At 64.9% G+C, this 25,771-nt stretch carries 30 protein-coding genes; 14 read left to right on the plus strand and 16 right to left on the minus strand.

Annotation, left to right across the window (positions count from 1 at the left end; translation table 11 throughout):
• Positions 1-251 precede the first annotated feature (251 nt).
• The 3 genes from EOHIBHHM_RS06100 (at position 252) to EOHIBHHM_RS06110 (ending at position 4,022) form a co-directional block, all read left to right on the plus strand.
• Positions 252-1,250, plus strand: a complete 999-nt coding sequence (locus EOHIBHHM_RS06100) for an IS110 family RNA-guided transposase (protein ID WP_497251491.1) — start codon at positions 252-254, stop codon at positions 1,248-1,250.
• A gap of 420 nt (positions 1,251-1,670) precedes the next feature.
• Positions 1,671-2,147, plus strand: a complete 477-nt coding sequence (locus tag EOHIBHHM_RS06105; protein WP_497255605.1) for an acyltransferase — start codon at positions 1,671-1,673, stop codon at positions 2,145-2,147.
• A gap of 396 nt (positions 2,148-2,543) precedes the next feature.
• A complete protein-coding gene (locus EOHIBHHM_RS06110; protein ID WP_497255607.1) occupies positions 2,544-4,022 on the plus strand; it encodes an oligosaccharide flippase family protein in 1,479 nt (492 codons plus the stop codon).
• A gap of 200 nt (positions 4,023-4,222) precedes the next feature.
• On the opposite strand, the gene EOHIBHHM_RS06115 is transcribed toward EOHIBHHM_RS06110, so the two are convergent.
• The 4 genes from EOHIBHHM_RS06115 to EOHIBHHM_RS06130 all read right to left on the minus strand — a co-directional run bounded on the left by EOHIBHHM_RS06115 (position 4,223) and on the right by EOHIBHHM_RS06130 (position 7,472).
• Positions 4,223-4,972 (minus strand): uroporphyrinogen-III synthase, encoded by a 750-nt coding sequence (locus EOHIBHHM_RS06115; RefSeq protein WP_497255609.1) that lies wholly within the window; start codon positions 4,970-4,972, stop codon positions 4,223-4,225.
• Positions 4,969-5,778 (minus strand): uroporphyrinogen-III C-methyltransferase, encoded by an 810-nt coding sequence (cobA, locus tag EOHIBHHM_RS06120; protein ID WP_497255610.1) that lies wholly within the window; start codon positions 5,776-5,778, stop codon positions 4,969-4,971. The genes EOHIBHHM_RS06115 and cobA overlap by 4 nt, the downstream gene beginning before the upstream one ends.
• Positions 5,775-6,887, minus strand: coding sequence for a hydroxymethylbilane synthase (gene hemC, locus EOHIBHHM_RS06125; RefSeq protein WP_497256929.1), 1,113 nt, complete (start codon positions 6,885-6,887; stop codon positions 5,775-5,777). Before hemC ends, cobA begins: the two co-directional genes overlap by 4 nt.
• Positions 6,888-6,983: 96 nt before the next feature.
• The gene (locus tag EOHIBHHM_RS06130; RefSeq protein ID WP_497255612.1) at positions 6,984-7,472 is read right to left on the minus strand and encodes a hypothetical protein; all 489 of its coding nucleotides are present in this window, start codon (positions 7,470-7,472) and stop codon (positions 6,984-6,986) included.
• A gap of 119 nt (positions 7,473-7,591) precedes the next feature.
• Between EOHIBHHM_RS06130 and EOHIBHHM_RS06135 the strand changes: the two genes are divergently transcribed.
• The 3 genes from EOHIBHHM_RS06135 to EOHIBHHM_RS06145 all read left to right on the plus strand — a co-directional run bounded on the left by EOHIBHHM_RS06135 (position 7,592) and on the right by EOHIBHHM_RS06145 (position 9,294).
• Positions 7,592-8,611 (plus strand): NAD-dependent epimerase/dehydratase family protein, encoded by a 1,020-nt coding sequence (locus EOHIBHHM_RS06135; RefSeq protein ID WP_497255614.1) that lies wholly within the window; start codon positions 7,592-7,594, stop codon positions 8,609-8,611.
• A gap of 82 nt (positions 8,612-8,693) precedes the next feature.
• On the plus strand, positions 8,694-9,101 hold the full coding sequence (locus tag EOHIBHHM_RS06140; protein WP_497255616.1) for a helix-turn-helix domain-containing protein: 408 nt from the start codon (positions 8,694-8,696) through the stop codon (positions 9,099-9,101).
• A 31-nt stretch (positions 9,102-9,132) separates the two neighbouring features.
• Positions 9,133-9,294, plus strand: coding sequence for a DUF7560 family zinc ribbon protein (locus tag EOHIBHHM_RS06145; RefSeq protein WP_497255618.1), 162 nt, complete (start codon positions 9,133-9,135; stop codon positions 9,292-9,294).
• Positions 9,295-9,297: 3 nt separating this feature from the next.
• On the opposite strand, the gene EOHIBHHM_RS06150 is transcribed toward EOHIBHHM_RS06145, so the two are convergent.
• Complete coding sequence (locus EOHIBHHM_RS06150; protein ID WP_497255620.1) at positions 9,298-9,513, minus strand: DUF7511 domain-containing protein; 216 nt, start codon at positions 9,511-9,513, stop codon at positions 9,298-9,300.
• Positions 9,514-9,735: 222 nt separating this feature from the next.
• Between EOHIBHHM_RS06150 and EOHIBHHM_RS06155 the strand changes: the two genes are divergently transcribed.
• The 5 genes from EOHIBHHM_RS06155 (at position 9,736) to EOHIBHHM_RS06175 (ending at position 12,900) form a co-directional block, all read left to right on the plus strand.
• Positions 9,736-9,882 carry a DUF7560 family zinc ribbon protein gene (locus EOHIBHHM_RS06155; RefSeq protein WP_170864747.1) on the plus strand — a complete coding sequence of 49 codons (147 nt, stop codon included), beginning with the start codon at positions 9,736-9,738 and terminating at the stop codon, positions 9,880-9,882.
• Between the two features lie 118 nt (positions 9,883-10,000).
• Positions 10,001-11,071: a D-xylose 1-dehydrogenase Gfo6 gene (gene gfo6, locus EOHIBHHM_RS06160; RefSeq protein WP_497255622.1), complete on the plus strand. Its 1,071-nt coding sequence runs from the start codon at positions 10,001-10,003 to the stop codon at positions 11,069-11,071.
• A 75-nt stretch (positions 11,072-11,146) separates the two neighbouring features.
• A complete protein-coding gene (locus EOHIBHHM_RS06165; RefSeq protein WP_497255624.1) occupies positions 11,147-11,599 on the plus strand; it encodes a pyridoxamine 5'-phosphate oxidase family protein in 453 nt (150 codons plus the stop codon).
• Positions 11,600-11,737: 138 nt separating this feature from the next.
• A complete protein-coding gene (locus EOHIBHHM_RS06170; RefSeq protein ID WP_497256931.1) occupies positions 11,738-12,385 on the plus strand; it encodes a helix-turn-helix domain-containing protein in 648 nt (215 codons plus the stop codon).
• A gap of 116 nt (positions 12,386-12,501) precedes the next feature.
• The gene (locus EOHIBHHM_RS06175; protein WP_497255626.1) at positions 12,502-12,900 is read left to right on the plus strand and encodes a helix-turn-helix domain-containing protein; all 399 of its coding nucleotides are present in this window, start codon (positions 12,502-12,504) and stop codon (positions 12,898-12,900) included.
• A gap of 20 nt (positions 12,901-12,920) precedes the next feature.
• Here EOHIBHHM_RS06175 and hemL read toward each other — a convergent pair whose 3' ends face one another.
• From hemL to hemB, 6 genes are all read right to left on the minus strand, one after another.
• Complete coding sequence (gene hemL, locus EOHIBHHM_RS06180) at positions 12,921-14,258, minus strand: glutamate-1-semialdehyde 2,1-aminomutase (protein ID WP_497255628.1); 1,338 nt, start codon at positions 14,256-14,258, stop codon at positions 12,921-12,923.
• An 87-nt stretch (positions 14,259-14,345) separates the two neighbouring features.
• Positions 14,346-14,711, minus strand: a complete 366-nt coding sequence (glnK1, locus tag EOHIBHHM_RS06185) for a nitrogen regulatory protein GlnK1 (RefSeq protein ID WP_497255630.1) — start codon at positions 14,709-14,711, stop codon at positions 14,346-14,348.
• Positions 14,708-16,126, minus strand: coding sequence for an ammonium transporter (locus EOHIBHHM_RS06190; RefSeq protein ID WP_497255632.1), 1,419 nt, complete (start codon positions 16,124-16,126; stop codon positions 14,708-14,710). The genes glnK1 and EOHIBHHM_RS06190 overlap by 4 nt, the downstream gene beginning before the upstream one ends.
• Positions 16,127-16,651: 525 nt before the next feature.
• Positions 16,652-17,275 carry a plastocyanin/azurin family copper-binding protein gene (locus EOHIBHHM_RS06195; RefSeq protein ID WP_497255634.1) on the minus strand — a complete coding sequence of 208 codons (624 nt, stop codon included), beginning with the start codon at positions 17,273-17,275 and terminating at the stop codon, positions 16,652-16,654.
• A gap of 16 nt (positions 17,276-17,291) precedes the next feature.
• Positions 17,292-19,073: a hypothetical protein gene (locus tag EOHIBHHM_RS06200; RefSeq protein ID WP_497255636.1), complete on the minus strand. Its 1,782-nt coding sequence runs from the start codon at positions 19,071-19,073 to the stop codon at positions 17,292-17,294.
• 147 nt (positions 19,074-19,220) lie between these two features.
• Entirely contained in the window at positions 19,221-20,201 is a 981-nt protein-coding gene (gene hemB, locus EOHIBHHM_RS06205; protein ID WP_497255638.1) for a porphobilinogen synthase, read from the minus strand.
• 156 nt (positions 20,202-20,357) lie between these two features.
• On the opposite strand from hemB, the gene EOHIBHHM_RS06210 reads away from it, so the two are divergent.
• Positions 20,358-20,891 (plus strand): DedA family protein, encoded by a 534-nt coding sequence (locus EOHIBHHM_RS06210; protein ID WP_497255640.1) that lies wholly within the window; start codon positions 20,358-20,360, stop codon positions 20,889-20,891.
• A 16-nt stretch (positions 20,892-20,907) separates the two neighbouring features.
• Here the strand turns inward: EOHIBHHM_RS06210 and EOHIBHHM_RS06215 are convergent, their stop codons facing one another.
• A complete protein-coding gene (locus EOHIBHHM_RS06215) occupies positions 20,908-21,072 on the minus strand; it encodes a DUF6757 family protein (protein ID WP_497255642.1) in 165 nt (54 codons plus the stop codon).
• Between the two features lie 31 nt (positions 21,073-21,103).
• Complete coding sequence (locus EOHIBHHM_RS06220; RefSeq protein WP_497255644.1) at positions 21,104-21,949, minus strand: PHP domain-containing protein; 846 nt, start codon at positions 21,947-21,949, stop codon at positions 21,104-21,106.
• 123 nt (positions 21,950-22,072) lie between these two features.
• On the opposite strand from EOHIBHHM_RS06220, the gene EOHIBHHM_RS06225 reads away from it, so the two are divergent.
• On the plus strand, positions 22,073-22,357 hold the full coding sequence (locus tag EOHIBHHM_RS06225) for a DUF5789 family protein (RefSeq protein WP_497255646.1): 285 nt from the start codon (positions 22,073-22,075) through the stop codon (positions 22,355-22,357).
• Between the two features lie 38 nt (positions 22,358-22,395).
• Here the strand turns inward: EOHIBHHM_RS06225 and EOHIBHHM_RS06230 are convergent, their stop codons facing one another.
• Positions 22,396-23,403, minus strand: coding sequence for a DUF5784 family protein (locus EOHIBHHM_RS06230; RefSeq protein ID WP_497255648.1), 1,008 nt, complete (start codon positions 23,401-23,403; stop codon positions 22,396-22,398).
• A 140-nt stretch (positions 23,404-23,543) separates the two neighbouring features.
• Between EOHIBHHM_RS06230 and EOHIBHHM_RS06235 the strand changes: the two genes are divergently transcribed.
• Complete coding sequence (locus tag EOHIBHHM_RS06235; protein WP_497255650.1) at positions 23,544-23,717, plus strand: DUF5786 family protein; 174 nt, start codon at positions 23,544-23,546, stop codon at positions 23,715-23,717.
• Between the two features lie 12 nt (positions 23,718-23,729).
• Here the strand turns inward: EOHIBHHM_RS06235 and EOHIBHHM_RS06240 are convergent, their stop codons facing one another.
• Positions 23,730-24,902, minus strand: a complete 1,173-nt coding sequence (locus EOHIBHHM_RS06240) for an RNA-guided endonuclease InsQ/TnpB family protein (protein WP_497255652.1) — start codon at positions 24,900-24,902, stop codon at positions 23,730-23,732.
• Between the two features lie 152 nt (positions 24,903-25,054).
• The gene (locus EOHIBHHM_RS06245; protein WP_497255654.1) at positions 25,055-25,768 is read right to left on the minus strand and encodes a DUF7530 family protein; all 714 of its coding nucleotides are present in this window, start codon (positions 25,766-25,768) and stop codon (positions 25,055-25,057) included.
• Between the last annotated feature and the right edge of the window lie 3 nt (positions 25,769-25,771).

The raw sequence follows: 25,771 nt of genomic DNA on the forward strand, positions 1-25,771 counted from the left end.
TTCCCACCCTCAAAAATCTGCGTGCTGACTCGATGGAAATTCTGCTACCCATAGAGCGCGTGAACAAAGTATGGGGCGCAAGAGACCGAGCTGAGTTCCGTGCCCGAGAGCACGTCGTGCTGACTGGTCCGAGTGCGCAGGAAGCCGAGACTTGGGCGAGACAGCCCGGATGCCGCTCGGCGGCATCCGGGAAAGCCCGCATAGGTGAATTTCTGTTCACGCACCGGCGTCCCATCCCGGAGGAACAAACCATGTACCTCGGAATCGACTTACACAAGCGGTACGCGCAAGTGGCAGTAATCGATCAGGCTGGTGAGCTTGTCGAAGAGGTTCGCGTCAAAAACGCGAACCTCGACGACCTCGCCCAGCGCTACGCTGGAGCCACAGCAGCGATCGAGGCAACCAGCAATTACTACCACGTCCATGATACTCTTTCAGAGTACTTGGACGTGGTTGTCGCCAACCCTGGCAAACTGAAGCTCATCGCTCACTCAGACAAGAAAACCGACCGCGTTGATGCGAAACAGCTCGCGCGGATGGTTCGGCTCAACTCCATCCCCGAGAGTTACGTCCCTACCGATGAGGTTCGGAAAGCCCGCGCACTCGTGCGCGGGCGACAGAAGTTGGTCGAAAACCGAACCAGCTACGCGAACAAAGTTCACGGGTTGCTTTCTGAGCACGGCATCACTGAAGACGTGAAACCGCTGAGTGTAGAGGGGCGAGAGTTCCTGCGGGAACTCTCGCTCCCGGCACCGTGGAACTCGTTGTTAGACTCCTACGCGACGATAATCGAGACGCTCACCGCTGAAATCGAGTCGCTCGAAATGGAGATCGAGGAACGCGCTGGGTCTCTGAAGGAGACCCAGCTGCTGATGACGATTCCTGGTGTCAGCTACTACTCAGCGTTGACGATCTACGCTGAACTCGGCGAGATCGAGCGGTTCGACGAGGACAAACAAGTCGTGAGTTACGTGGGATTGAACCCGGTGATCCGCGAGTCTGGCGACTCGCGGTTCGAGGGTGGCATCTCGAAACGAGGATCAGGACGGGTACGATGGATCCTCGTCCAGTGTACGTACGTCGCAGTTCACACCTGTAACGACGAGTACTTGCGTCGGTTCTACGACCGCTTGGCAAGTCGCAAGAGTTCCAAGAAAGCAATCGTGGCAACCGCGCGGAAGCTACTGGTATCGATTTACCACATGCTTGACCGGGAGGAAGTCTACGACCCACCGGGGGTGAGCGCCTGAGAAAGGGAACCTGAGGGACGCCGGTCCGGCGTCCCTCAGTGGCCGGGTGGAGCCAGCGTGAGCGACAGCTATAGCGGAACTCGTTCCGACCGCCTACCGGTTGTGGAGGTCTCAATCACCACGCAGCCTAGTGGTTTCGCGCCGTTGAAGAGCGAGAGACGTGAGATCGTGCGAACAACTTTATCGCCAGCGGTGGTTAGTTGAGCCAGCAGAATTTCCATAGGTGAACTCAGGGCGCAAGTGGGTCACTGGCCATTCACCGTTGGGTGAGGGAACGAATTGGTAGATACAGAGCGTGTGTCCATCACGACCGTACTGCCTCGCTCTGATGTCGTAGAAGAGAAGCCGATTACATTAGCAATCGACTATCTTCGGACGGAGGACTCCAGGCTTTTAATATAGCCTCTTAGAGGGTAATATGTGAGTAGTAAAATTGACCATTCGGCGAGGATAGTCGACTCCGAGATCGGCCACTCAATGGTTCGTGAGTTCGTCACCATCCATGATTCAACCGTCGGTGACCAGTGCCAAATATACGAACGTTCGTCCATCAAGAAATGTCAACTCGGAGATAACGTAGTGGTCAATGCCGGGAATTTCGTTGAGAACGTCGAAATAGGGGACGCAGTCCAGATTGGGCCGAATTGCAGCATCGTCGGGGTCACACACGACCTCGGAGAATCTGGGATGGAACTCCACGACGACGTCTTTGAGCGCATAGTTTTACAAACTGGAGCGTTTGTCGGCGCTGGAACGGTCATTATCCCTGGCGTCGAGATCGGCAGAGATACGGTGATTTCGGCTGGGGCAGTTGTCACCGAGGATGTCGGTGAGCGGAAAATCGTCGTTGGCTCACCACCGTCTCAGCAGGTGATCGCTCTCTCAGACTGGGTATAGCCGAAGCGTGTTCTATTGGTAAACTCGCACGCTCTTCCTTTCGGTCTATTCAGCCTCTATATGTGAGATATAGACTGGCAGATTGCTGAATCACCCTCTGAGTGTTGCACATCGGTTCTGACAGCTTCTGAGTAGTTCGTCGAGGTCGTGCTGCATACAGGGCGCGAATCGGTCACAATCGACCCGATTGGATCATTTGGGACCGCTTTCTCCTGACGCGATAAAATCACGGTTTCTTTGACTCTCTAGAAGACATTTGCCCTTTCTTCCCGAGTGAGGCGGTGTAGTAGGTCAGTATTCACAGCGACGGTTACGGACGACTGTCACGGTCGCCACAGTCGGGAGAAATGGAGTTTGATCAACAGATATAAATCAGAAGTCTGAAAATATAGCCTGATGGATAGAAGTACCCTTTCTGCGTTCGTTTCCGTCATCGGGGCGAAGGCTGTCATCTTGCTCGTCGGCATCCTCTCGACGCCGATTCTGGTCCGGTTGTTCACCCAGACGCAGTACGGTGACTTCGCGTTCGTCTTCTCGCTGTTCAGTCTCCTCATGATTGTCGTCAGTTCGGGCGTCGGCGACGGGGTGCGAAAGTTTCTCGCGGAAGATGCCGACGTCGATCACTGGGAACAACACGTCGTCGGCTTCTTCTTTCAGATGGCGCTTCTCTTCTCACTGGTCGGGGCGGCGCTGCTCGTCCTCGGCGGCTATTTTCTCAGTGGTCGCTTCTTCAAGCCAATCTTCCAGACGTACTTCATCGTCCTCGGGATCCTCGTCGTCGCGGCTCAGTTCAATAACTTCTCGCGACGCGTACTGATGGGATTCGGGCTTGAACGAATTTCGGAACCGCTCCGCGTGCTCGACAGAGCGCTCCTCTGGATTATCGGCCTCACGTTGGTGTACTTCGGGTTTGGCGTTACGGGACTCCTTACCGGATTTATCCTCAGCGGGACGGTCGTCTCCGTCCTCGGGATCGCGGCTGTCCGGGACCGCATCTCGCTGTGGGCTCTGTTCACTCCGACGCCCAGCGGGTTCCCGAAGCGAGAGTTCATGACATACAATGTGCTGAACGTGGCGTTGATACTTCTGCTGACCTCGTTGTACCACGTCGATATCCTCATGCTGCAACCGATAGGTGGGAGTGGGACGCTCGGCGTGTACAAGGGTGCGCTGAAAATCGCGGAGTTCCTCTGGTTCGTCCCCATGGCCATTCAGTCCGTGTTGTTACATTCAACGTCCGAACTGTGGTCGAAAGACGCGACCGAGGAAATCACGCAGATGGCGACGCGGACGACTCGCTTCGTCTTCCTGACGACGGCGTTACTCGCACTCGGTTTGGGTGCGCTCGCCGACATCGTCGTGCCACTCTATCTGGGGGAAAGCTATACACCCGCGGTGGTGCCGCTTCTCATCCTCCTGCCCGGAGTGCTCGGGTTCGCACTCGCGCGACCGATTCTCGCGATCGGCCAGGGGAACGGGGCGATGAAACCACTGCTCCTTGCTACCGGCACCGCCGCCGTCATCAACCTCGGTCTGAACGCACTCCTTATTCCGAGATACCGCATGATTGGTGCAGCGGTCGCGACGTCCGTCGGCTATGGGTCGATGTTCGTCTTCCATGCGATAACGGCTCGGCACATCGGCTTCGACGCGCTGGCCGACATACGACCGGTCGCGCTGTTCGTCACCGTGACCGTCAGCGGTGCGGCAATCTTCGGTCTGAACGCCGCGCTTTTACAGCCGTATCTGCGGTTGCTGGTCGTTCCGCCCGCAGGGTTCGCGGTTTTTACCGCTCTCACGATTCTTACCGGTGCGGTCGACGAGCGCGAACTCACGCCCATCTTCGACCGACTTCCCGTCTCCCTGAGTTCGTAACTCACTGTGGGGAGTGCACCTACTACCTTCTGGAGACAAATTGGATATCGGAAGTGGAAGGTTTGCCGTGGAGTTCTACCGGGAATGAGACAGTGTCGCACACCACAGGCTGATGCTGACTACACCCTCTCTATTCAGCACGCAGATCTCAGTAGGTGGGGAATTTGTGACGTCGACAAGTACGAAAACCGCGAGAAGTTCTACTCGTGGTACGTCGGTGCGGCGGCCTCGACGACCGCACAGGCCAGTTCTTCGAAGTCGGCGACGTCGGGGACGACGTCGACCGCGATGCCGTGGGACTCGGCGGTCTCCCGCGTCGGCGCGCCGATGGTGCCGACGACGGCGTCGTTCAGCCCCTCGATCGCCGCCTCGCGGACGCCGCGTTCCTCCGCGGCGGCGAGGAAGTGTTCGACCGTCAGCGACGAGGTGAACAGGGCGGCTTCGAGGTCGCCGTCGGCGGCCAGTTCGGCGGACTCCCCTGCGCCCTCGGGTTTCACGAGTCGGTACAGCACCGTCTCGTGGACGTCGGCACCGGCCTCGCGCAGCCCGTCGGTCAAGACGGGACTCCCGTGGTCGCTGCGGGCGACTTCGACGCGCTTCCCGCTCACTTCGTCGGCGAGCAGCTCGACCAGCCCCGACGAGGTAAACTCCTCGGGCACGCGGTCGACGCGGTAGCCCGCCTCCCGGAGCGCGTCGGCGGTGCTGTCGCCGATCGCGACGACGACGGCGTCGCCGGGTTCCCAGCCCGACTCCTTCGCGAGTTCGACGCCGGTCTTGCTCGTCAACACGACGTAGTCGGCGTTGTCGGTCTGCGGCGCTGCGCCGGTCGGTCGGACTTCGAGCATCGGGTCGGCGACGGCCGTCGCCCCGAGCGAGTCGAGCAGTTCGACCGCGTCGGCCATGCGCTCGTCGTCCGGGCGGAAGACGGCGACGCGGACCTGCTGGCTCATTCGCCGACCCCCGCCTCGTACTCGCCCGTGCGGTTCGCGAGGAACTCGACGACCCTCTCGCGGGTCGCCGCGACCTCGCCGATGACGGTGATGGCGGGCGGTTCGATACCCTCGCTATCTCTGACGTCGACGATGGTCGAAAGCGTCCCCGTCGCGACGTGCATGTCGGGCCACGTCGCCCGCTCGACGAGCGCGACGGGGGTCTCGGGGGACTTGCCCGCGTCGAGCAGTGCCTCCGTGTACTGCGGCAGTTTCCCGACGCCCATCAGCACGACGATGGTGCCGCCGGTGTCCGCGAGCGCCTGCCAGTCGACGGCTGACTCCTCCTTCGTCGGGTCCTCGTGACCCGTGACGAACGACACCGAGGAGGCGTGGTCGCGGTGGGTGACTGGGATGCCCGCGACGCCCGGGCCACCGATGGGCGAGGTGATGCCGGGGACGACCTCGAACGGAACGCCGTTCTCGGCGAGATGCTCCATCTCCTCGCCGCCGCGGCCGAAGACGAACGGGTCGCCGCCCTTCAGTCGAACGACCGTCTTCCCCTCCTCGGCGAGTTCGACGAGGCGACGGTTGGTGTACTCCTGTGGCGTCCACTCGCCGCCGGCGCGCTTGCCGACGTCCTCACGGCGCTCCTCGGGGACGAGTCCGAGGATCTCCGGACCGGGGAGTTTGTCGTGGAGGACGACGTCGGCCTCCTCGATCAGCCGACGCGCCTTCACGGTCATCAATTCGGGGTCGCCGGGGCCGCTGCCGACGAGGTAGACCTTCCCGACGCGGCGCTCGGTCGGTTCGCTCGAGTCGCTCATTCGTCGCGGGTCCCCTCGTCGCTCGTCTCGCGTTTCGCCGCCTCGATGAGGTCGGCCGCGCCGCGGTCACGGAGGCTGTCTGCGAGTTCGACGGCCGCGTTCGCGTGGTCGTCGACCGGCAGGTCGCGCTTGGACTCGACGAGTTCTTCGCCGTCCTGGCTCAGCACCTGTACTTCCGTGTGGACGTAGGCCCCCTGCAGGATGGCGTGGATGCCGATGGGTGCGACACAGCCGCCGCCGAGTTCCTCAAGTACCGTCCGCTCGACGGTCGTCTCGATGCGCGTCCGCGGGTGGTCGACGGCCGTGTTGACCGTCTCGACGACGTCCGGATCGGCGGCCGTGACGGCGAGCGCTCCCTGTCCGGGTGCGGGGACGAACTTCGCACGCGGGAGCCGCTCGAACGCGACGTGGTGGTGGAGGCCGCTCCGGCGGAGGCCCGCCTCCGCGAGGACGATGGCGTCGTACTCGACGTCGAGGTCCTGTTCGAGCGCGCCGCGTTCGAGCTCCGAGAGGTCGTCGAACCACTCCTCGACCGACCGCTCGTACTCGGCGTCGTAGTCGTCGTCGCCGGCGTGCCCCTTCTCGTCTTTCGACGCCTCCAGCCGCTCTTCGTGTTCCTCCTGCAACTGGGCCGCGAGCAACTTCTCGACTCGCGTGTCGACGTTGCCGCGCAGCGGTTCGACCGTCAGGTCGGGCCGCGCGTTGAGGATCTGGGCCGTCCGACGCAGCGACGAGGTGCCGACGGTCGACCCGACGGGGAGGTCGTCGAACTCGTACCCCTCGGGCGAGACGAGCGCATCGAACGCCGGCGCGCGCTCGGGGACGCCGGCGACGGTGAGCTCCGACGGCTGTTCGGTCGGCACGTCCTTCATCGAGTGGACTGCCAGATCGGCCTCGCCGTCGAGCACGCGCTGGTCGACGTTGCGCACGAACGCGCCAGTCTTCCCGAGTCGGTGGATGAGTTCGTCTTTCAACTGGTCGCCGCGCGTGTCGACCTCCTGAATCTCGACCTCGTATCGGTAGCTCTCGAGCGCCTCCTGTACACTCGCCGCCTGTCGCAGCGCGAGGTCCGACCCTCGCGTCGCGAGTCGAAGCGTCCCACGGTTCATACTCACGTCTCTGCGTCCGACCGTGAAAAGGCCACCAGTTCCCGTCGCCCGCGTGGGTGGTCCTCGCAGACGGGCGGCGGAGCGGTCGTCGGTGGTTCAGGGCGTCCCGACCGTCTCGTGACGCCTGTAGAGGTAGTACAGCGCCAGCGGCACCGTGACCACGAACGTCGTCGTCAGCGCGCCCGCGAGGGCGACGAGCCCGTACAGCGCCGGGTCGGGTCGCCACTCGTAGTCTGCCGCCGCCTCGGCGATCGCCCGCGCGTCGACGTACATCGCGAGCGGGAAGACGAGCGTCAGCAGGCCGCCGACGGCCGCGACGAGAGCGACCGCCAGCGCGACGGCGACGAACGGCAGCACCGACAGTACTCCGGCGTCGAAGCCGACGCCGAAGACGAACCCGACGAAGCCGACGACGCCGAACAGAACCCCGAACACGGTGCCGACGAGCGCGAACAGCGGGACGGCGGCGATCCAGTACCACCACTTCGAGTCGACGCTCGCCCGAGGGAGCAGGTCGCCGACGGCGGTCCCCGACGAGGACTCCCGCTTCTCGACCGCGCTGTTAGCCGATGGAGGGCTGTCCATGCCCCACCGTTCGGCGGCCTCGGCCATAAATCTCCGCGCATGACGCGTCGGACTCGACGACGACTCGCCCCCCTGCCGCGGTGCGTGGCTACTTACCCCTCTGGGGAGTGGTCCCCGCCATGGACGTACTCCTCGTCGGCGGTACCGGGCTCATCAGCACCGGGATCACCCGACAGCTGGTCGAGCGGGGTCACGACGTCACCTGCTACACGCGCGGCGAGACGGAACCCAGAGTCCCCGACAGCGTCGACTTCCTCGAGGGCGACCGAACCGACTACGACCGCTTCGAACGGCAGATGGCGGACGTCGACGTCGACGCCGTCGTCGACGTGGTCTGTTTCACGCCCGAGGACGCCGAGAGCGCGATCCGCGCCTTCTCGGGTCGCGTCGACCGCTACGTCTTCTGTAGCACTATCGACGTCTACTCTCGCCCGGTCTCCCGGATGCCGCTCGCGGAGGACACGCCGCGACACCCGCCGACGAGCGAGTACGGCGCGGACAAGGCCGCCGCCGAGGACCGCTTTCTCGCTGCCCACGTCGACGAGGGGTTCCCCGTCACCGTCCTCCGCCCGTGGCACACCTACGGCGAGGGCGGTCGACTGATCCACACGCTCGGCGACGCGACGAGTTACGTCAGTCGCATCCGCGAGGGGAGACCCATCGTCGTCCACGGCGACGGGACGTCGGTGTGGGCTCCCTGTCACCGCGACGACGTCGCCCACGCCTTCGTGTCTGCAGTGGAAACGGAGGGGGTCGAGGGCGAGACCTACCACGTCACCGCCGAGGAGCATCTGACGTGGAACGAGTATCACCGAACGGTCGCCGCCGCCCTCAACGCTCCCGAACCGGAACTCGTCCACGTGCCGACCGACGTCCTCTCGGAGCTCGTTCCCGAGCGGACCCAACCGTTACGGGACCACTTCCAGTACAGCACGGTGTTCGACAACGGCAAGGCGAAGGCGGAGCTGGGCCACGAACAGACCGTCCCGTGGGAGGAGGGCGTCCGCCGGACGGTCGAGTGGCTGGACGACCACGACCGGGTCGACCACTGGGAGACCGACCCCGTCCCCGACCGGGTCGTCGCGGCGTGGCGCGACGCGCGGGCGCGGCTCGTGACCGAGTTCGACCGCACTGCCTGACCGTCGCTCACCCACCCCCTATTTAAACGACCCCGGATATCGCGGTATCAGTTACCTCCGAGAAGCCGCCGTCTCTAGAAGTATGACAGCCTCCTCGATGCAGGTCTCCCACCCGACACTCACGCACAGCACGAAGCCGACGCCCGCCGACGTCGACCCGGTCGCCGTCCTCGACGCGCTCAACGACGGCGTCTGTCGACGCATCCTCGTCACCTGTGACGAGCGCGCCCGGACCGCACAGGAGTGTGCCGCCGCCTGCGACGTCCCGCTGTCGACCGTCTACCGCAAACTCGGCGTCCTCACCGACGCCGCACTCCTCGCGGAGCACGTCCGTATCGACGCCGAGCGGAACTTCCCCAGCGAGTTCCGCACGCAGTTCGACACGCTCTCGGTTTCGCTGACCGAGGGCGACGCCGTCGAGATCCGGCAGGTCGTCACCGACGGCGGCGTCGACGAAGACGCAGACGCAGACGAGGTGTCCCGGCGATGAGACGAGACGCTCGGAGGGAGTCGCTCCGACCATGACACAGCTCCACACCGACCGGTTCGCGTTCGTCTGTCCCGAGCGCGGCGAGGAGTTCGAGGTCGACGACGAGATGCGGCGTGCTCTGCTCGCCAGCGGCTGTCCCGTCTGTGGCGCGCCCGTCTCCGAGACCGCGTTCGTCTCGCTCTCCTCGCAGTGAGGCTCAGCGCGAGGAGTCGAGGTCGACGAACGCCCCCTCCCTCGCCGTGATCCAGGCATCGCCCCACGAGTCGCTCTCTTGTTCGACGAGAAACAGCGTACACTCCGCCGGCCTGTCCCGGGCGAGTGTCAGTTCGAAGCCGACGACCGGTCCCTCGGCTGCCGTCTCGGTGGTCGGGTGTTGTGCTCCATCCAGTTCGTCGACCGTATCGTCGTTCATCGTCTGTTGCTCCCTGACCGGTCTGGCGGCGTAGCAGTGGCGTCACCGCCGCCGCGACCCAGTTCACTCGGAGAGACGTGCGCCACGGATATACGCTTTCTCGGCTGTTCCCGTCCGCCGAGAACGAGACGACCACGTGGAGTCTCGTCTCGGCCGACCGGTTCCCGCCCTCGGAGAACCACCGGGGTTGATATAGGACTGGCTTCCCTACTATACCGTATCGTGACAGACAGTACGGACTACACGTTCGTCTGCCCGGAGTGCGCCGAGTCCATACTGGTCAACGAGTCGATGCGCGACGCCCTCCTCGACAACGGCTGTGTGGTCTGCGGGTCGTCGGTCTCTCGGCGCGCTTTCAGCGACGCGTAACTCTCCTCGCTGCGTCGGGGAGCGACCCGCACAGTGCCGCGTCGCTCGCGGGGACCCCGGGTCTGCACTGCTCTCCCCGGGGACGGCTTATTTCCCGCTTCGGACGGAACGGCCGGCCATGGCACTCGATGGCGAACTCGACGACGTTCTGACCCGCGACTGGGAGCGGCCGACCGACGCGGACCCGATCCGCGTGGCGATGGTCGGCCTCGGGTGGTGGACACGGGAGCAGGCGATCCCCGCGGTGGCCGACGCCGCCGCCTGTGAGACGACGGTGCTCGTGAGTTCGTCGACCGAGAAGGCCGAGTCGGTCGCTGCCGACGTCGACACCGCCGTGGCGACGCTCTCGTACCAGCAGTTCCACGACGGGGCGGCGACCGAACACTACGACGCGGTGTACGTCTGTACGCCCAACGCGCTCCACCGCGAGTACGTCGAGTCCGCGGCCGACCACGGGAAGGCGGTACTCTGTGAGAAGCCCATGGCCGCCGACGTTGCGGACGCCGAGGCGATGGTGGAGAGCTGCGAGGACGCCGCCGTCCCGCTGATGGTCGCCTACCGAGTCCAGACCGAACCGGTCGCCAGACGGGCCCGCGAACTGGTCAGAAACGGTGCCGTCGGCGAGGTCGTGAGCGTGCTGGGGCATATGTCCGACACGATGCTCGAGTTCGCGAGCGAGGACTCCTGGCGACTCGACCCCGACCTGGCCGGCGGCACGACCGTCAACGACATCGGCATCTACCCGCTGAACACGATCCGCTTTATTCTTGACGCGGACCCGCAGGCCGTCTACGCTCGGACCGAGGCCGAGCAGGCGGCTTACGAGGGAACCGACGAACACGCCGCGTTCCAACTGGAGTTCCCCGATCACGTGCTCGCGTCGTGTACCGCGAGTCACAGCGCTCGGACCGTCTCCAGTCTCCGCTTCGTCGGCACTGACGGCGAGCTGACGCTCGAGGGGCCGTTCTTCCCGCAGAGCGAGAAGGTGTTACGGCTCTCGACGGACGACGCCGACCGGGAGATCCGTCCCGGTCCGGTCGACCAGATGCGCGAGGAGTTCGACTACTTCGCCAACTGTCTGCAGCGAAACCGACCGCCCGAACCCGACGGCAGACACGGTCTCGTAGACATGAAGGTGATCGACGCGCTCTACGAGTCCGCCTCGACGGGCGAACGCGTCGTCCTCTGAATCCGAACCTGTTCGACTCGCGCCACGACAAGAGCAACAGTCATTACCTGTCACCCAACAATCCAAGGTACGAGAATGGCTCTGGATCAACAGACGGAGATGACCCCCGCGGAGATCGACGAGGTTCTCGCGCAACACGAGACCGGCGTCCTCTCGCTCGCGCGAGGGGACGAACCCTACGCGATACCCATCTCGTACGGCTACGACCCCGAGGAACGTCGCTTCTACATGCGGCTCGTCTCGACGCCGGAGAGTCAGAAACGGCGGTTCCTCTCCTCGTCGCCGAGCGTCCGCCTCGTCGTCTACGAGGAGGACGACGAGACCTACCGGAGCGTCATCGCCGAGGGATCGCTCGAGGGCATCTCCACGGACGAGATGACGACCGAACGCATCGTCCAGTACGGGCAGGCGAAACGGCCACTGTTCGAGATCTGGGGCGAGTCGAAACGCGATCTCGACATCGAACTGTACGAACTCACCGCCGACTCACTGAGCGGCCGCCGGATCGAACTCGTCGACGAGAACTGAACAGCCGCCGTGTCGACCTCCCGGCTCGCGTCTGCCTCCTGTCTCGCCCTCCGTGCCGGTTCGTCGCGCCGCGCTACCCGTCCGGGGCTGCAGACCCGTATCCTCAAGTTCACCCACCCACAACTCGGTGTCACGCTCATGTCGTCCGGGATCCGCGCGACCGTCGAGTTCGACTCTCCCGATGTGTGTCCCATCGCGTCGGTGTCGGCGACGACCGAGTCGGTCGTCGACAGCGTCTCGACGAGCGTCGTCTCGACGCCGGAGTCGACGAGCGTCACCGAGTTCGTCGTCGACACGGACCACGACCCGGCGACGCTTCCCGTCGATCCGATCTTCTCGTACGGGGACAAGCATCTCTACCGGATCGACCACGAGGACGTCTCCTGTCCCTGTAGCTGTCTCGGCGAGTTCGGCTGTCCCGTCGACCGCTACTTCGCCCGGCGTGGCTCGCTGACCGTCGTGTTCTACGCGGCCGACTACGCCGAGTTACAGACCGCAATCGGCGCGCTCCGCGAGCGGTTTCCCGGACTCGACATCAAGCGCCTCGTCCGGTCGCCGGTCGGCGACTCGCCCGGCGACAGCGTCTTCGTCGACCGCAGCAAACTCACCGACCGTCAGTTCGAGGTGCTCCAGACCGCCTACGAGATGGGTTACTTCGACCATCCACGCCGAGCGAACGCCACCGAGATCGCGGCGGCGCTCGACATCAACCAGTCGACGCTGCGGGAACATCTCGCGGCCGCCCAGACGAAGCTCCTCGGCGACGTCCTCGAAGACGGCTCCTGAGAGGGGTGTCAAACACCGACACACTGCCGTTTCGGACGATCTCTCCGTCGGGGTATATAAACCACCCACGCTATCGGGGTTGACAGTTAGTCGTCGTCCGGTGACTTCTATGAGATATGAGCCAGAGTCAGTTCGCCGTCGCCGCACAGTCGACCCGTCCGGACCAGAGAGACCAGACCGTCACCGTCGACGACGACGAGACCGTCCAGGCGATGCTCGACGCGCTCGACGACGCCGACTGTCGGTGCATCCTCGCGGCGACCGACGGCGAGGCGCTCTCGGCGAGCGAACTCTCGGAGCGCTGCGATCTCGCGCTCTCGACGACCTACCGGAAACTCGATCTGCTCACCGACCTCGAGTTGCTCTCGGAACGGCTTCGCGTCCGGCGCTCGGGTAAACACGCCTCGGAGTACCGCCGCGCCGTCGACGACGTGACGGTGTCGGTGGCGCCCGACGGCATCGAACTGCGCGTCACCCGCTCGGAGCGCGAGTCGACAACGTCGCTCACGGCGTAGCCGCGACCCGCAGCACCTGCCTACAGCGCGTGCTTGTACGCTTCGAGCGTCTGCTCGACGTCCTCTTCGGTGTGGGCGTAGGAGACGAACTGCGACTCGAACTGGTTCGCCGTGAGGAAGACGCCCTGCTCTTTCATCTCGTGCCAGAAGATGCGTTCCCAGCGCTCGGTCTCGGCGTCGGCGACGTCACCACCGGTCTTCGGACAGTGGTCGTAGCGCGGGCAGTCGGGGCGCTGCTGGCAGCCGGCCTCGCACTGGCCGTCGAGCGTCGACGGCGCGTCGCGGGTGAACACCGTCTTGAACAGCGAGTCGGTGCCGACGACGGTGTACTCGGGGGCCTGGTCGGCGCAGATATCCGTGATCCCTTCTCGTAACTGCTCGCCGAGACGGTCGACGTGCTCGTAGACGTCGTTCTCGGCGGCGTACTTCAGATACTCGTGGCCCGCAGCCATCGTCACGGGATGTCCCGAGAAGGTGCCGGACTGGAAGACGTCGCCGGCGGGCGTGAACTGCTCGATGATCTCGGACTTCCCGCCGACGGCACCGACGGGGAAGCCGCCGCCGACGATCTTCCCGAAGGTGGTGACGTCCGGCGTGACGCCGAACTTCGACTGCGCACAGCCGAGCCCACCGACTCGGAACCCGGTGATCACCTCGTCGAAGACCAGCAGCGACCCGTGGTCGTCACAGAGGTCCCGCAGCGTCTCGTGATAGCCGTCGACCGGCATCACGATGCCCTTGTTCGCGAGGATCGGTTCGACGAGCACCGCCGCGATCTCGTCGCCGTGCTCCTCGAACACCGTCTGGACCGCTTCCGCGTCGTTGAACGGGACGGGAAGCGTGTGTTTCGCGAACTCCGCGGGGATGCCGCTGGTGCTGGGTCGCGGGTGGTCGGCGTCGCCCTCGACCAGCGTCGACTCCTGGGCACCGTGGTAGCCACCCTGCATGATGACGACCTTGTCGCGGCCGGTGTAGCCGCGGGCGAGCCGGACTGCGGAGACGGTCGCCTCCGTCCCGCTGTTGACGAACCGGATCATCTCGACCGACGGGACGTGGCGGGCGACGAACTCGGCGTGGTCGACCTCGATCTCCGTGGGCGCGCCGTACATCGGCCCGGCGCTGGAATGCTTCTGGACGGCGGCCTGCACCGGTTCGGGGGCGTCGTGGCCGTACAGCAGCGGGCCGTAGCCCATCACGTAGTCGACGTAGCGGTTGCCGTCGGCGTCGACGACGTGTGCGCCGTCGCCGCCTTCGACGAAGAAGGGATACGGTCGGGTCGCACGCACCGAGGAGTTGACGCCACCGGGCATCACCGAGAGGGCGCGGTCGTAGAGGTCGCGCGAACGCTCGTGGTTCATGTGACGGCAGTTCGCGCGGGTGGCGGATAGTAGTTACTGGGTCGTCGTCGACCGAAACTCGCGGGGTCGACCTCGACTCGGACGCCGTCAGACCGCGTCCTGACCGCGCTCGCCCGTCCGGATCTGGACGGCGTCGGCGACGTCGAGGACGAAGATCTTCCCGTCGCCGGGCTCGCCCGTGTACGCCGCCTCGCGGATCGCCTCGACGACGTCGTCGGCCGGAATCTCGGAGACGACGCACTCGATCTTCACCTTCTGGTGGAGGTCGACGGTGTACTCCTCGCCGCGCCACTGCCCCTTCTTGGCGGGTTGGTTGCCGCGGCCGGAGACGTTCGTCACGGTCAGCGACGGCGCGCCGATCTCGGCGAGCCCGCGCTTCACGTCGGCGAGTTTGTCGGGGCGGACGACTGCCATCACGAGTTTGATACTCCCGTCGTTCGGCGCGTCGCTCATTCGTCGTCACCTCCGGAGACGTCGGAGACGCCACCGGTCTCATCGGCGACCGACGCCGGCTCGACGCCGCCGTCGGTCCGGACGTTCCCGTCGACGGGGACGCCCGCGCCGTCGGTGACGGTCTCGGGTTTGCCGAACTCGGGGTACGTGTCGACGCCGTGTTCGGAGGTGTCGAGCCCCTCGCGTTCGTGTTCGGAGGTGACGCGGAGTTCGCCCAGCGCCTTGATCCCGCGGAAGACGACGTAGGTCGCCGCGACCGTCCATCCGGCGATGACCGCGACGCCGACGACCTGCGGGACCGCGAGCGAGACGAACGACGCGGTCCCGTTCCAGAGTCCCGTCGCGAAGAACGGGAACAGGAGCGCGCCGAGGATGCCGGCGCTCCCGTGGACCGGGAACACCGCACAGACGTCGTCGATCTGCAGGCGCTTCTCGACGAAGCCGAAGACGACGGGGAGCTGTGCGCCGGCGAGCAGGCCGACGACGAGCGCGCCGGGCCAGACGATGGCGTCGGCGATAGAAGTGATGCCGACGAGGCCGGCGAGCAGCCCGTTGGCGACGTAGAGCGTGTCGACCTTGCCGGTCTTGTACAGCGCGATTGCGGCCGCACCGATTGCGCCGGCAGCCATCCCGAGCGTCGTCACGAGCGCGACGCGGCCGACGTAGGCGAACGAACCGAGCGTGACCTCGCCACCCTCCATCGCCAACGGCGCGGCGGCGGTGCCGACGTTGAAGCCGTACCAGCCGAACGCCAGGATGAGCGTCCCGAGCACCGCGAACGACAGCGAGTGGCCGGGGATGACGTTCACCGAACCGTCCGGATTGAAGCGGTCCATCCGGGGGCCGATGATCCACGCGGCGGTGAGGCCCGCGATGCCGCCCATCCCGTGGACGATCATCCCGCCCGCGAAGTCCTGAAAGCCCATCGCACCGAGGAAGCCGCCGGCCCACGTGAAGCCGACGACGACGGGGTAGATCACCGCCGCGAGCACGATCGTGTAGCTGATGTACGCGCGGAGCTTCGCACGGCCGGCGACGGCTCCAGAGACGATGGTGGCCGCCGTCATGGCGAACACCGCGCCGAAGAGCCAGTCGGTCCACGCGGTGACGCTCGCCGCGTCGGGGGCGTAGAGGTCGGTGAACGCCCCGACGACGGAGTACGACCCGCCGCCGGTGACGCCGCCGACGATCGTCGAGATGGCCGATCCGGCGAGGAAGAACACGACGACCCCGACGCTCCACGTCAGGAGGTTCTTCGTCAGCTGGTTGGCGACGTTCTTCGAGCGCACCTGCCCGGCTTCGAGCATGGCGAAGCCGGCGTGCATGAAGAAGATGAGGAACGTCACGGTGAGCACCCACACGAGGTTGACGCCGGTGACGACGGCGTCCATGCCGGTTTGCAAGGCGAGACTCATTCGCTCCCTCCCTGTGGTACTTCGCTGGTGGTGCTTGGACAGTTGTCGATGTTTGCTGAGTTTGCTACCATGTTTGTCAACTGCGTCCAGTCAACAGTCTGCACGTGGAGGGTAATAAGTATGATGACGAGAAAAACAAATTATTCCGTCCCGAAGTGGACGTTCGACAGAACTACAAGCGCATATAGTGTGTATAAGGTCCTTGTCTCGGCGATATGCGGACAAATGTTGCCACTCTGCTGGACAATCGTTGTCCGGGAACTGAGGGGACTTCCGGCGTTCGTCGGGTGCGCAACGCCGTGCGACCGATAGGCGAGAGCAGTGACGACGTTCGTAGAGACGACGACAGACGACGGCAGGTGGGGAGTTCCTTCTGTCGACGCCGCTGGTGTCGCCGACAGTGCGGACGCGAGAGAGTGGAGGACCGTGAGTGGAACCGACTGTTCCGACCGTCCGCTCTGACAGGCTTGTCGAGTCTGAACTCTGAACTGCCGCCGAAACTCGGGATCGGGCCGAACAGCGCGTTCACCCCTGCTCGCGCTTCCAGTCCTCGAACGCGACCGACCCCTCCTCGGTGATGCGGGTCGAGTCCGGGAGCGGGTAGTCGGGGTTCTCGCTCTCCTCGGCCGGACCGCCGGGGCCCCCGACGACGATCCGGCCGACCATGCCGACCATCTTGTGCGGGATGCAGTAGTAGTCGTGCGTCCCCTCCGTCTCGAAGGTGACGTTCCGGAACGCACCGACTTCGCCGAAGACGCCGGTGTCCCACGCGGGTGCGCCCTCGGGAATGCGTCGCTCGAAGGCGTTCTCGTTGTCGGGGTCGTAGGCGGTCGCCGAGTGGGCCCCGCTCACCAGTTCGAACGACACCGTCTCGCCCGGTTCGACGTGCAACCCGATGGGGTCGAAGTAGAGGTCAGTGTACATGTCGACGGTGTACTCCCCGCGTGTCGGCGTCGACGTTCCGGTCCCCGTCTCGGCCGCCGTCGCTGTCGGCGTCGCCGACGCTGCCGTCGTCGTCGGGGTCGTGACCTCAGTCGTCTCTCCCGGCCCTCCGTCGGCTCCTCCGGTACAGCCGGCGACACCGGTGATGCCAGCGACACCCGCTGTCGCGGCGACTCGTGCGAGCGCGTCGCGTCGTGTGAGTCTCATCTCTGTCTCACGCTCTTCAGTAGTTCTCCGCCCGCATCGTGAAGCGGAACGCGAACGGGTCGGTCGTCGCGTGCGTCCCCTGACTCGTGTCGCGGTCGGAGTACATCCGCAGGTACAGGCGTTCGCCGTCGACGGAGTTCCCGCGGAGGTAGTTCTCCGGGTCGAGATACTCCCGGTCGGTCAGCATCTCCGCTGCGACGCCCTCCAGCGTCTGTTCGTACTCGACGAGGTCGGGGTCGTACTGGAGTGCGTAGGTGCGCATCCCCGGCCGTTCGACGACGAGTCGCTCCGGGCCGTCGGCGTTCTCGACGCGGATCCGGTCGACGTCGCTGCGGTCGATGCGCGACTCCTCGGTCACCGCGCTCCACCCGCTCCCGTCGTTCGTACTCACCGACGCCGACTCGAAGGCGGGGTCGACGGCGAAGTGGAACGTGTACTTCGGGTAGCCGTTGGTGGTCCGGAACCCGGTCGTCGGGTGACGCGAGGTGACGTCGACGGTGCCGTCGTCGTGGAAGTTCCAGTCGATGAGGTAGCGGTAGGGCGCCCAGTTCTGCCCGAACCGCCACTCCCAGTGGTCGAGCGACCCGGTGTGGTACGTTCCGCGGATTCGGAACCCGTCCGCGAAGTCGTGTTTCTCGACGACGCCCGGGCCGGTGAACCCCAGCGTGTCCCAGAAGTGCCAGTTCTGTCGACCGCTCGGGGTACCCGGTCCCGCCATGCCGAACGGTTCGTAGTCGCTCAGCATCCACGGCACCTTCGTCTCGCGGCCGAACACCGGTTTCCCCTTGTACGACGCCTCCACGCGGTAGGCGTCGTGGAGCGTGTTCTCCCACGTGACCGTCCAGTCACCCTGCTCGATGGTCTGTGACGGCCGACGTATCTCCCAGTTCTCGTCGTTCATCGCTCCCGGTGGATCGATCGTCCCCTCTCGGTAGTTGCCGGGGTCGGTGTTTTCGACCGCTGTGACGATATCCGCGAGCGGGTCGGGAGACTCGGACGTCGGTCTGTAGACGTCGAGCACTTCGTTCTCTTCGATCTGGTCGTTGAACGTCTTCGTCGTCACCGCGGCCCCCACGGCGACCAACTCCCCCTGGTCGTTGTTCCAGTTGAACAGCACCGGCGTCACCACGCCGATGGGGTACTCCTCGGAGTACGCCGTGATGATGGAGTAGTCGGCGGCGAGCACGTACCAGTCTTTGCCCTCCAGTGCCGCCGCGACGTCGGGATGCTCCAGCGCCGCGTTCACGGTGTCCATGTTGAGACCGTCGTACGACCGCTCGATGACGTGTGGTTCGCGGGTCTGTACGTCCACCTTCAGCAACCGGTCGTTGCGCCGGTCGACGAGTCCGCGGATCTGTCTGATGTCGCCGAACTCGATTGTGTGTTGCCCCTCGTCGAGACTGCCGGTGACGGACATCTCGTGCGGAGCGAGGATCTCGACGAAGTCGACCCCGTCGTAGATACGGTGGTACGCCGTCGACGAGACGGCCTCCGTGACCTGCGAGCCGACCCCGTCGGCGGCCAGCACCTGCCGTAGCGCGGCGAGTTTCCGCTCCTCGACCACCGCGTCGAAGTCGTCGACGGCCCGCGGTGCCGCGTACTGGAGGTCGTCGACGTTCGGCGGGTCGGTCGTCCCGTCCGTCGGCGACCCCGTACCCGATGGCGTCGTGTCCGTGGGGGACTCGCCCGGCGTGCCGGTACCCTCCTCGTCGTTCGTGGAACAGCCTGCGACGCCGACGCCCACACCCAGTGCCAGTGACTGGAGGAACCGCCGTCGCCGCGGGAATTTGTCAGACATACTCTAGCATGCTATCGCTCGAGCGACATTACTCTATCGTGCCTCAGAGACGGGGTGAGAAGACAGCCGACAGGCAGATTCGACAGCGTCGAGGACGTCGCCGAGCGAGCGCCGTGGTGCCGCCGACCGCCTCCGACCGTCGCCCGTTCAGAGCGCTTCGGCGACGTCTTCGGCGAAGTAGGTGAGGATCAGATCTGCACCGGCGCGCTTGATGGAGAGCAGCGACTCGACGGCGGTCTCCTCGAGGTTCAGCCACCCCTTGTCGGCGGCGGCGTGGAGCATCGCGTACTCGCCGGAGACGTTGTAGGCGGCGACGGGGTGGTCGTACTCCTCGCGGATGGCCCGGACGATGTCGAGATAGGAGAGTGCGGGTTTGACCATCAGCACGTCCGCACCCTGCCGGACGTCGAGTTCGACCTCGCGCATCGCCTCGCGGGCGTTGGCGGGGTCCATCTGGTAGTGGCGGCGGTCGCCGAAGGCGGGCGCGCCGTCGGCGGCGTCGCGGAACGGCCCGTAGAAGGCGGACTCGTACTTCGCGGCGTAGCTCATGATGGGGACGTCCGTATACCCCCCCTCGTCGAGCCCCTGTCGGATGGCACCGACCATCCCGTCGGTCATCGCGGAGGGTGCGACCATGTCGGCCCCGGCCTCGGCCTGCGAGACGGCCGTCTTCGTCAGGAGGTCGAGCGTCTCGTCGTTGCGGACGGTGAGTCGGGGGTTCTCCGCGGCCTCGTTTTCGACGACGCCACAGTGACCGTGGCTGGTGTACTCGCAGAGACAGACGTCGGTGACGACGTAGGCGTCCGTCTCGGCTTTGATGCGGCGAGTCGCCTCCTGGACGACGCCGTCCTCGGCCCACGCGCGCGACCCGTACTCGTCTTTCGCTTTCGGGATGCCGAACAGCATGACGGCCTCGACGCCCGTCTCGCGGATCTCCTCGACGCGGGCGACCGCCTCGTCGACGGGGACGCGCTCGTGACCCGGCATCGTCTCGATGGGGACGCGTTCGTCGGTCGTCGCGTCGACGAACACCGGGGCGATGAGGTCCGTCGCGTCCAGCCGCGTCTCGCTGACCAGCGGGCGGACGCCGTCGGTACGGAGTCGTCGTGGCCGGTCTGTCAGGTTCATGGGTCGAGTTCGGTCGGGGCGTGGAAAACCGCATCGCTCCCCCGTCGCAGTCGCTCGTTCGATCCCGTTCGACCGCGCAGACACAGGCTACACACCTCTCAGCGCCCGCACACGAGGTCACAACTGATTTATTCGGGAGTGGGGTATGAACTGACGATGACCACCGTGCTGCAGCTCGGGGAGATGCCGTCGTACCTCCAGGACCTCCTCAACTCCGAGTACGCACTCCTCGTTCTCCTCGCCGTGTTCGTCCTCGAAGGGGCGATGCTGATGTACGTCATGCCGAGCGAACTCATCGTCCCCGGAGCGATTCTCCTCATCGGTGATCGGACCAACCTCGTCGCGCCGGAGAACCTCCTCATCATCGGTCTCGCCGTCGCGGGCGCGACCGTCGGCCAGTACGCACTGTTCAAACTGGCCGAACGCGGAGGACGGGACTACCTGCTCGGGAAACGCTGGTTCCGGATCAGCGAGGAGAAGCTCGACCGGTTCGACGGCTGGTTCCAGCGGTGGGGCCCCATCGTGGTGCCGCTGAGCAACACCATGCTGTTCACGCGGGGGATGTTGACCGTCCCGGCGGGGTTCTCCGAGCTCGACGGCCGGCGGTTCATGGCCCTGTCGGCGGTCGGGACGCTCTCGTTCGAGCTGATCCTCGCGGGGCTGTTCGTCTTCTCGGGGCGACTCCTCTAAGCGCGTCGAAAAACGTTCACTCGGTTCGATCGACGTCGATCTGCTCGCGGAGGGCGGCGAGTTCGTCGGACTCTGCGAGTTGCTCCAACCGTTCGCGGAAGTGCTCCTCACAGAGGCCGACCTTGATGCCGTCCTTCTCGGCAGCGTACGCGGCATCGCGGTCACAGTAGTGACACTGCATACGTCTACTTCGGAGGCGACGAGGTTTAAGCCTACGCTCTCGGCAGCCGAGCGGCGAACCGCTCGAACGCCTCGCGAGGTGGTCCGGCACGACCGAGCGTCGTGTCGTGGGCGTCGCTCCCGCCGGTCGTCAACAGGTCGTGTTCGTCGGCGACGGCGTCCAGTCGGTCCGTCTCGACCGGGCGGCCGTACGGGTAGTAGCGCTCGACCGCGTCGAGCCGTTCGGTGAGCGCCAGCGCCGCCTCGGGGTCGGGGTAGCGAAACGGGTGAGCGAGTCCGACGACGGCACACGACGCCGACAGCAGGCCGACACCGCGCTCGAACGGTGTGATCTCTCGTGCGACGTAACAGGGACCGTCGTCGCCGATGAGGTGGTCGAACGCCCCCTGGTAGTCGCAGTCGGCCTCGCTCTCCTCGACGGCTCGGGCGACGTGCGGCCGGCCGACGCCCTCCCGGACGTCGAGGTCGAGGCTGACGCCGAGTCGACGCTCGACGCGGGAGCGCATCTCCCGGGCGCGTTCCTGCCGGTCGGTCTGTATCCGACGTAGCTCCGCGCGGAGTTCCGGCGTCGGGTCGACCGCGTACCCGAGGAGGTCGACCGCGAACTCGCCGGCGTCGACGCGGAGTTCGATCCCGCGGATCACAGTCACGCCGTCGTGGACCGTCACCGGGGCGTCGAGGTCGGGGTGGACACGGTCGTGGTCGGTGACGGCGACGGTGTCGACGCCGCCCGCCCGAGCGGCGTCGGGGAGGTCGGGGACGGTCAGCGTTCCGTCGGAGGCAGTCGTGTGGAGGTGGAGGTCGGCGATCGGCGTCTCGTCCGTGGGAGTCGACGTCTCGGCCGCGCCCGTGTCGACGTCGGCGTCTGCGTCCAACATACCCCTCTCTCCGACGGGGAGACCGAAAGCAGTTCTGACATTAAGGACCATTAATGACTGTTAAGAGTCGAAGGTCGTACATGGAAAACCATTATAATCATCTTCGGGCTACAACCTGGTACGATGCGCCTGAACGGCACTGACGATCTGATCGACGGCTACGAGTACCCCGCGACGAGCGAGGAACTCATCGAAGCGCACGGCGACCAGGAGATCGAACTCCAGAACGGGTCCGAGACGCTCGAGACGGTACTCGAACGCCTCGGTTCCGAGACGTACGAGCGGCCACAGGACGTCCGGGACGCCCTCTTCACGGGTGTCAGTCACCGTGCCATCGGGCGACGGTTCTACAGCGACCGCGACGCCTACGCGATCGGCGAGAGCGGACCGGAACCGGTCTCGTTCTGACGCCGACCGAGTCGACCACTCTCAGTTCTTTCGCCGACCTACACCCACTCGAGCCCCTGCTGGAGCTCGAGCGGGACCGAACCCTTCGCGTAGCCCTCGATGCGACCGTCCGGTCGTGCTCGGAAGACGACCGCCGGGCGGTGTCGCACCTCGGGCTGTTCGCCGCGGACGGCGAACCAGTCGTCGTCGGGGAACGACGAGCAGTCGACGAACAGCGTGACGCCGCCGCCGTGGTTCGCCAGTTGGCCGTTCGTCTTCGTCTCGGCGGTGTCGCGGACGGCGGCGACGGGCGTGTTCGCCGACCGTCGGTTCGGCGGGAGCGGTCGGGTCACCTCGACGAGCGTCCCGTCCTCGCCCGGACGGTCCGCCCGATAGTCCAGCGAGTGGCCGGTCGTCACCTCGATCTCGGGGGTCAGCTCGTAGCCGGCGTCGTGGAGCAGCTTGGCGACGTTGAACTCGCCCATCGACGCCGACATCCGGACGAGATCGACCTGCTGTGAGGTGCCGAGCTTTCCGGCCATCAGCTCCCGGTAGTCGTCGAGCGCGCCCGTGTGGAGGAAGCGTTCGTAGAACCCGAGCGCCTCGTCGCGGGTCGCGTCGGGGAACCCCGCCGCGTGTTCCTCGAAGAACTCGCGGGTGGTGTGTCGACCGTCCTTCGAGAGGAACACCGGGAGGAAGAACCACGAGACGTGCGGGAACGGTTCGAGCCACGGCGACTCTTCGTGCAACTGGGCGAGCAGTTCGCGCTCCGCCCAGCGAGCGATCGGGTACGGGACCTCCTCGAACGCGAACTTGTCGGTGCGCCAGAGGCTGCTCGGCGTCTCGGTGTTGCCGAGCCAGTAGGCACCCTCCTCGTTCCACGCCAGGAGGGCGACGTCGCCGTTGTCCATCTCGAAGCGGGAGGCTTCGTAGTTCGACGGCGGTTTGAACCACGGCGACTGCATCGTCGCCCCGAGGTTGCCGTCGAGGGGTTGAAACACGTCGTTCCGGACCCGGTTCTCCGTCCACGTACCGGGGGCGTACCGGAATCGCAGGGGTCGTGCCACGACTGTGACTACTTTATCGGTGGGTTTACCTCTTCCGCACGGCCCCCGTGCCGTCTCCGTCTCTCCCTCGCCAAATCCATCATCATCTTCCGTTCTAATCGTCAACTTTTTAACGAGGTGTTCCCAAGTCATCATATACCATGTCAATGGGTGCCTATGACGAGGAAGAACACGAGCGTCGTGCGCAGAAGACGAGTCAGGTCGACACCGACTTCTCGGAGATGCGCACGGAGTACCACGGTCGCCTCGAGTTCGACTCGGGAGACTCTGCAGACGACCTCCTCGATCAGTTCAAAGAGATCAAAGGGCAGTGACTTCTCCCACGACTAACGTCGTGAGCTTCCTTCACTGAAGGTTTGGCCCACGTCTGAAGGGGAGTTCGCAAGTTCCAGCTCACCGTTTGTTCCTTTGAGTCCGACTTGCGTTTCGGGGCGAGCCACAACGCCCCCCGCCATCGACAGCGGGCTTCCGATATCCTTGCCAATGGCTCGTTTTCCGATGTTCGTTGCACCGTTCTTGTCTGCGTTATCATCCAATCCACAGGCGTGACACTCGACACGGCCTTGCACCTCACGACTCGTGTTCTGTGACCCGCAGCGCCAACACGTGACGGATGTATCGTACTCCTTAACGGGGACACACGCTCGACCGTCGAGGTGGGCTTTGTACGTGAGTCTGTTTGCCATCTTCGCAAACGGCATCTTGTGCGTCTTGTCGTTGACGTACCGCCCCTCGTCATTGTCGAAGCGAATCCCCGTCATGTCTCCAAAAACGATGACGGCGTTGCGCTCTCGTGCGCGAGCGACAACCTCGTTGGCGACTTTGTGAAGGGCGTCTTCGACCGTTCGAGACTCTTTATCACCGAGACGTGCGATGACTTGCTTCCCCTGTCGCACCTTTGCTTTCCCGATAGATTTGCGAAGTTGTTTGTAGTGTTCTCGAACGTCTCGAACGCGCTTCCCGTGGAACTGAGTATCTCGGTCGGAGAGAAACGTGCTGACAGCAATCCACTTCGCTCCCATATCGACGGCGAGTACGTCGTCGTATGCCTCATCAACGGCCACAGACCGCTTGCAGACGAGGTGAACGTACCACTTGCCGTCTTTGCGAACTAACTCCGAGTCACGGATGGTGTCGTCGTCCATCAGCGACTCATCCTTCGGGGGAACGATAGCGGGACACCAGATACTGTTCCCACGTTCCTTCTCGGGGTCGTAGATGGGAACTTTGAACCACCACTTCGAGAGAACCGTGTCAGTATCTTGCTCGACGGTGATACAGTCGTTTCGGAGAACGACAGGCTGTGTGGTGTCCGTTCGTGGATTCTTGTTTGTGCGAACCTTGCTTGCTTGTTGCTTCGTCGCTGAGTAGAGGTTCACGTCGTCGGCTCCGTGAACCGCTCGTTGAAACTCGTCGTACTCTCGGGACAGCAACGCTGCCTTCCGTTGAGTGAGCGAGTGAAGCCGAACGCGGACGGTGGTTGTGACCTCTTGGTTCATCGGTTCGCTGTATTCTGCGTATCGGACTGAACTGTCTTAACGATGATGAGAGCAACCGTTATCCACGCTGTGTCTGTGATTTGCGAAATGTCGTGTCGGACTCATCCCTCCACTCAAGGAGTGGGCTTTCTCCTCGAGTCTCTGTAACCACCCTACGCTTCTCGCAGTGTGACCAACGCCGCCGTCGAGACGACGGTCACCGCGACGACGTGGCCGCCGACGGCGAAGAGCAGTACCGGTTCGTCGAGCAGGAACGGCACGAGCAGCAGCTGTGCCACCGCGAACCCGACGTTCGTCGCGTCGAGTCGGCGGAGCGCACCGACGGTCTCGTCGTCGAACCTGTAGTGGTGCGACCGCCACAACGCGACGACGGCCGTCCACCAGGAGGTTCCGATGCGATAGCAGAGATCCCACAGCACCAGGAGCATCAGGTAGACGACGACGACGGGCGGCTGTGGTCCGAACAGCCGATCGAGGAGCCCCGGTCTGCCGGCCTCGGCGGCCTGCTGAGGATCGAAGACGAACAGGTGGGTGACGAGCGCGATGAACGCGAGCACCGCGAGAACGACCTCGATGCTCGACCCGAACAGCACGCGCCGGTACGTCTCGGGCAGTTCCAGCGAGCGCGTCCCCGCGCCGAGTCGGAGCATCGCGACGCTGCCGACGGCGGCGACGGCGACGGCGGCGGTGCCGGCGAGCGCCGCGTTCCAGAGGTCGTACACCCACGCGAAGAGGAGGATCAGCACCTCGAAGAGGACGAACTGGAACGCGACGGCCTGTGGCTCGCTCAGTTCGACGCCCGGGAGCGCACCGACGATGCTCTCGTAGGCCCACGCCTCGCCGTACTCCGTCCCTAACAGACTCATCGC

The sequence above is a fragment of the Halogranum roseipondis genome (assembly GCF_059695585.1).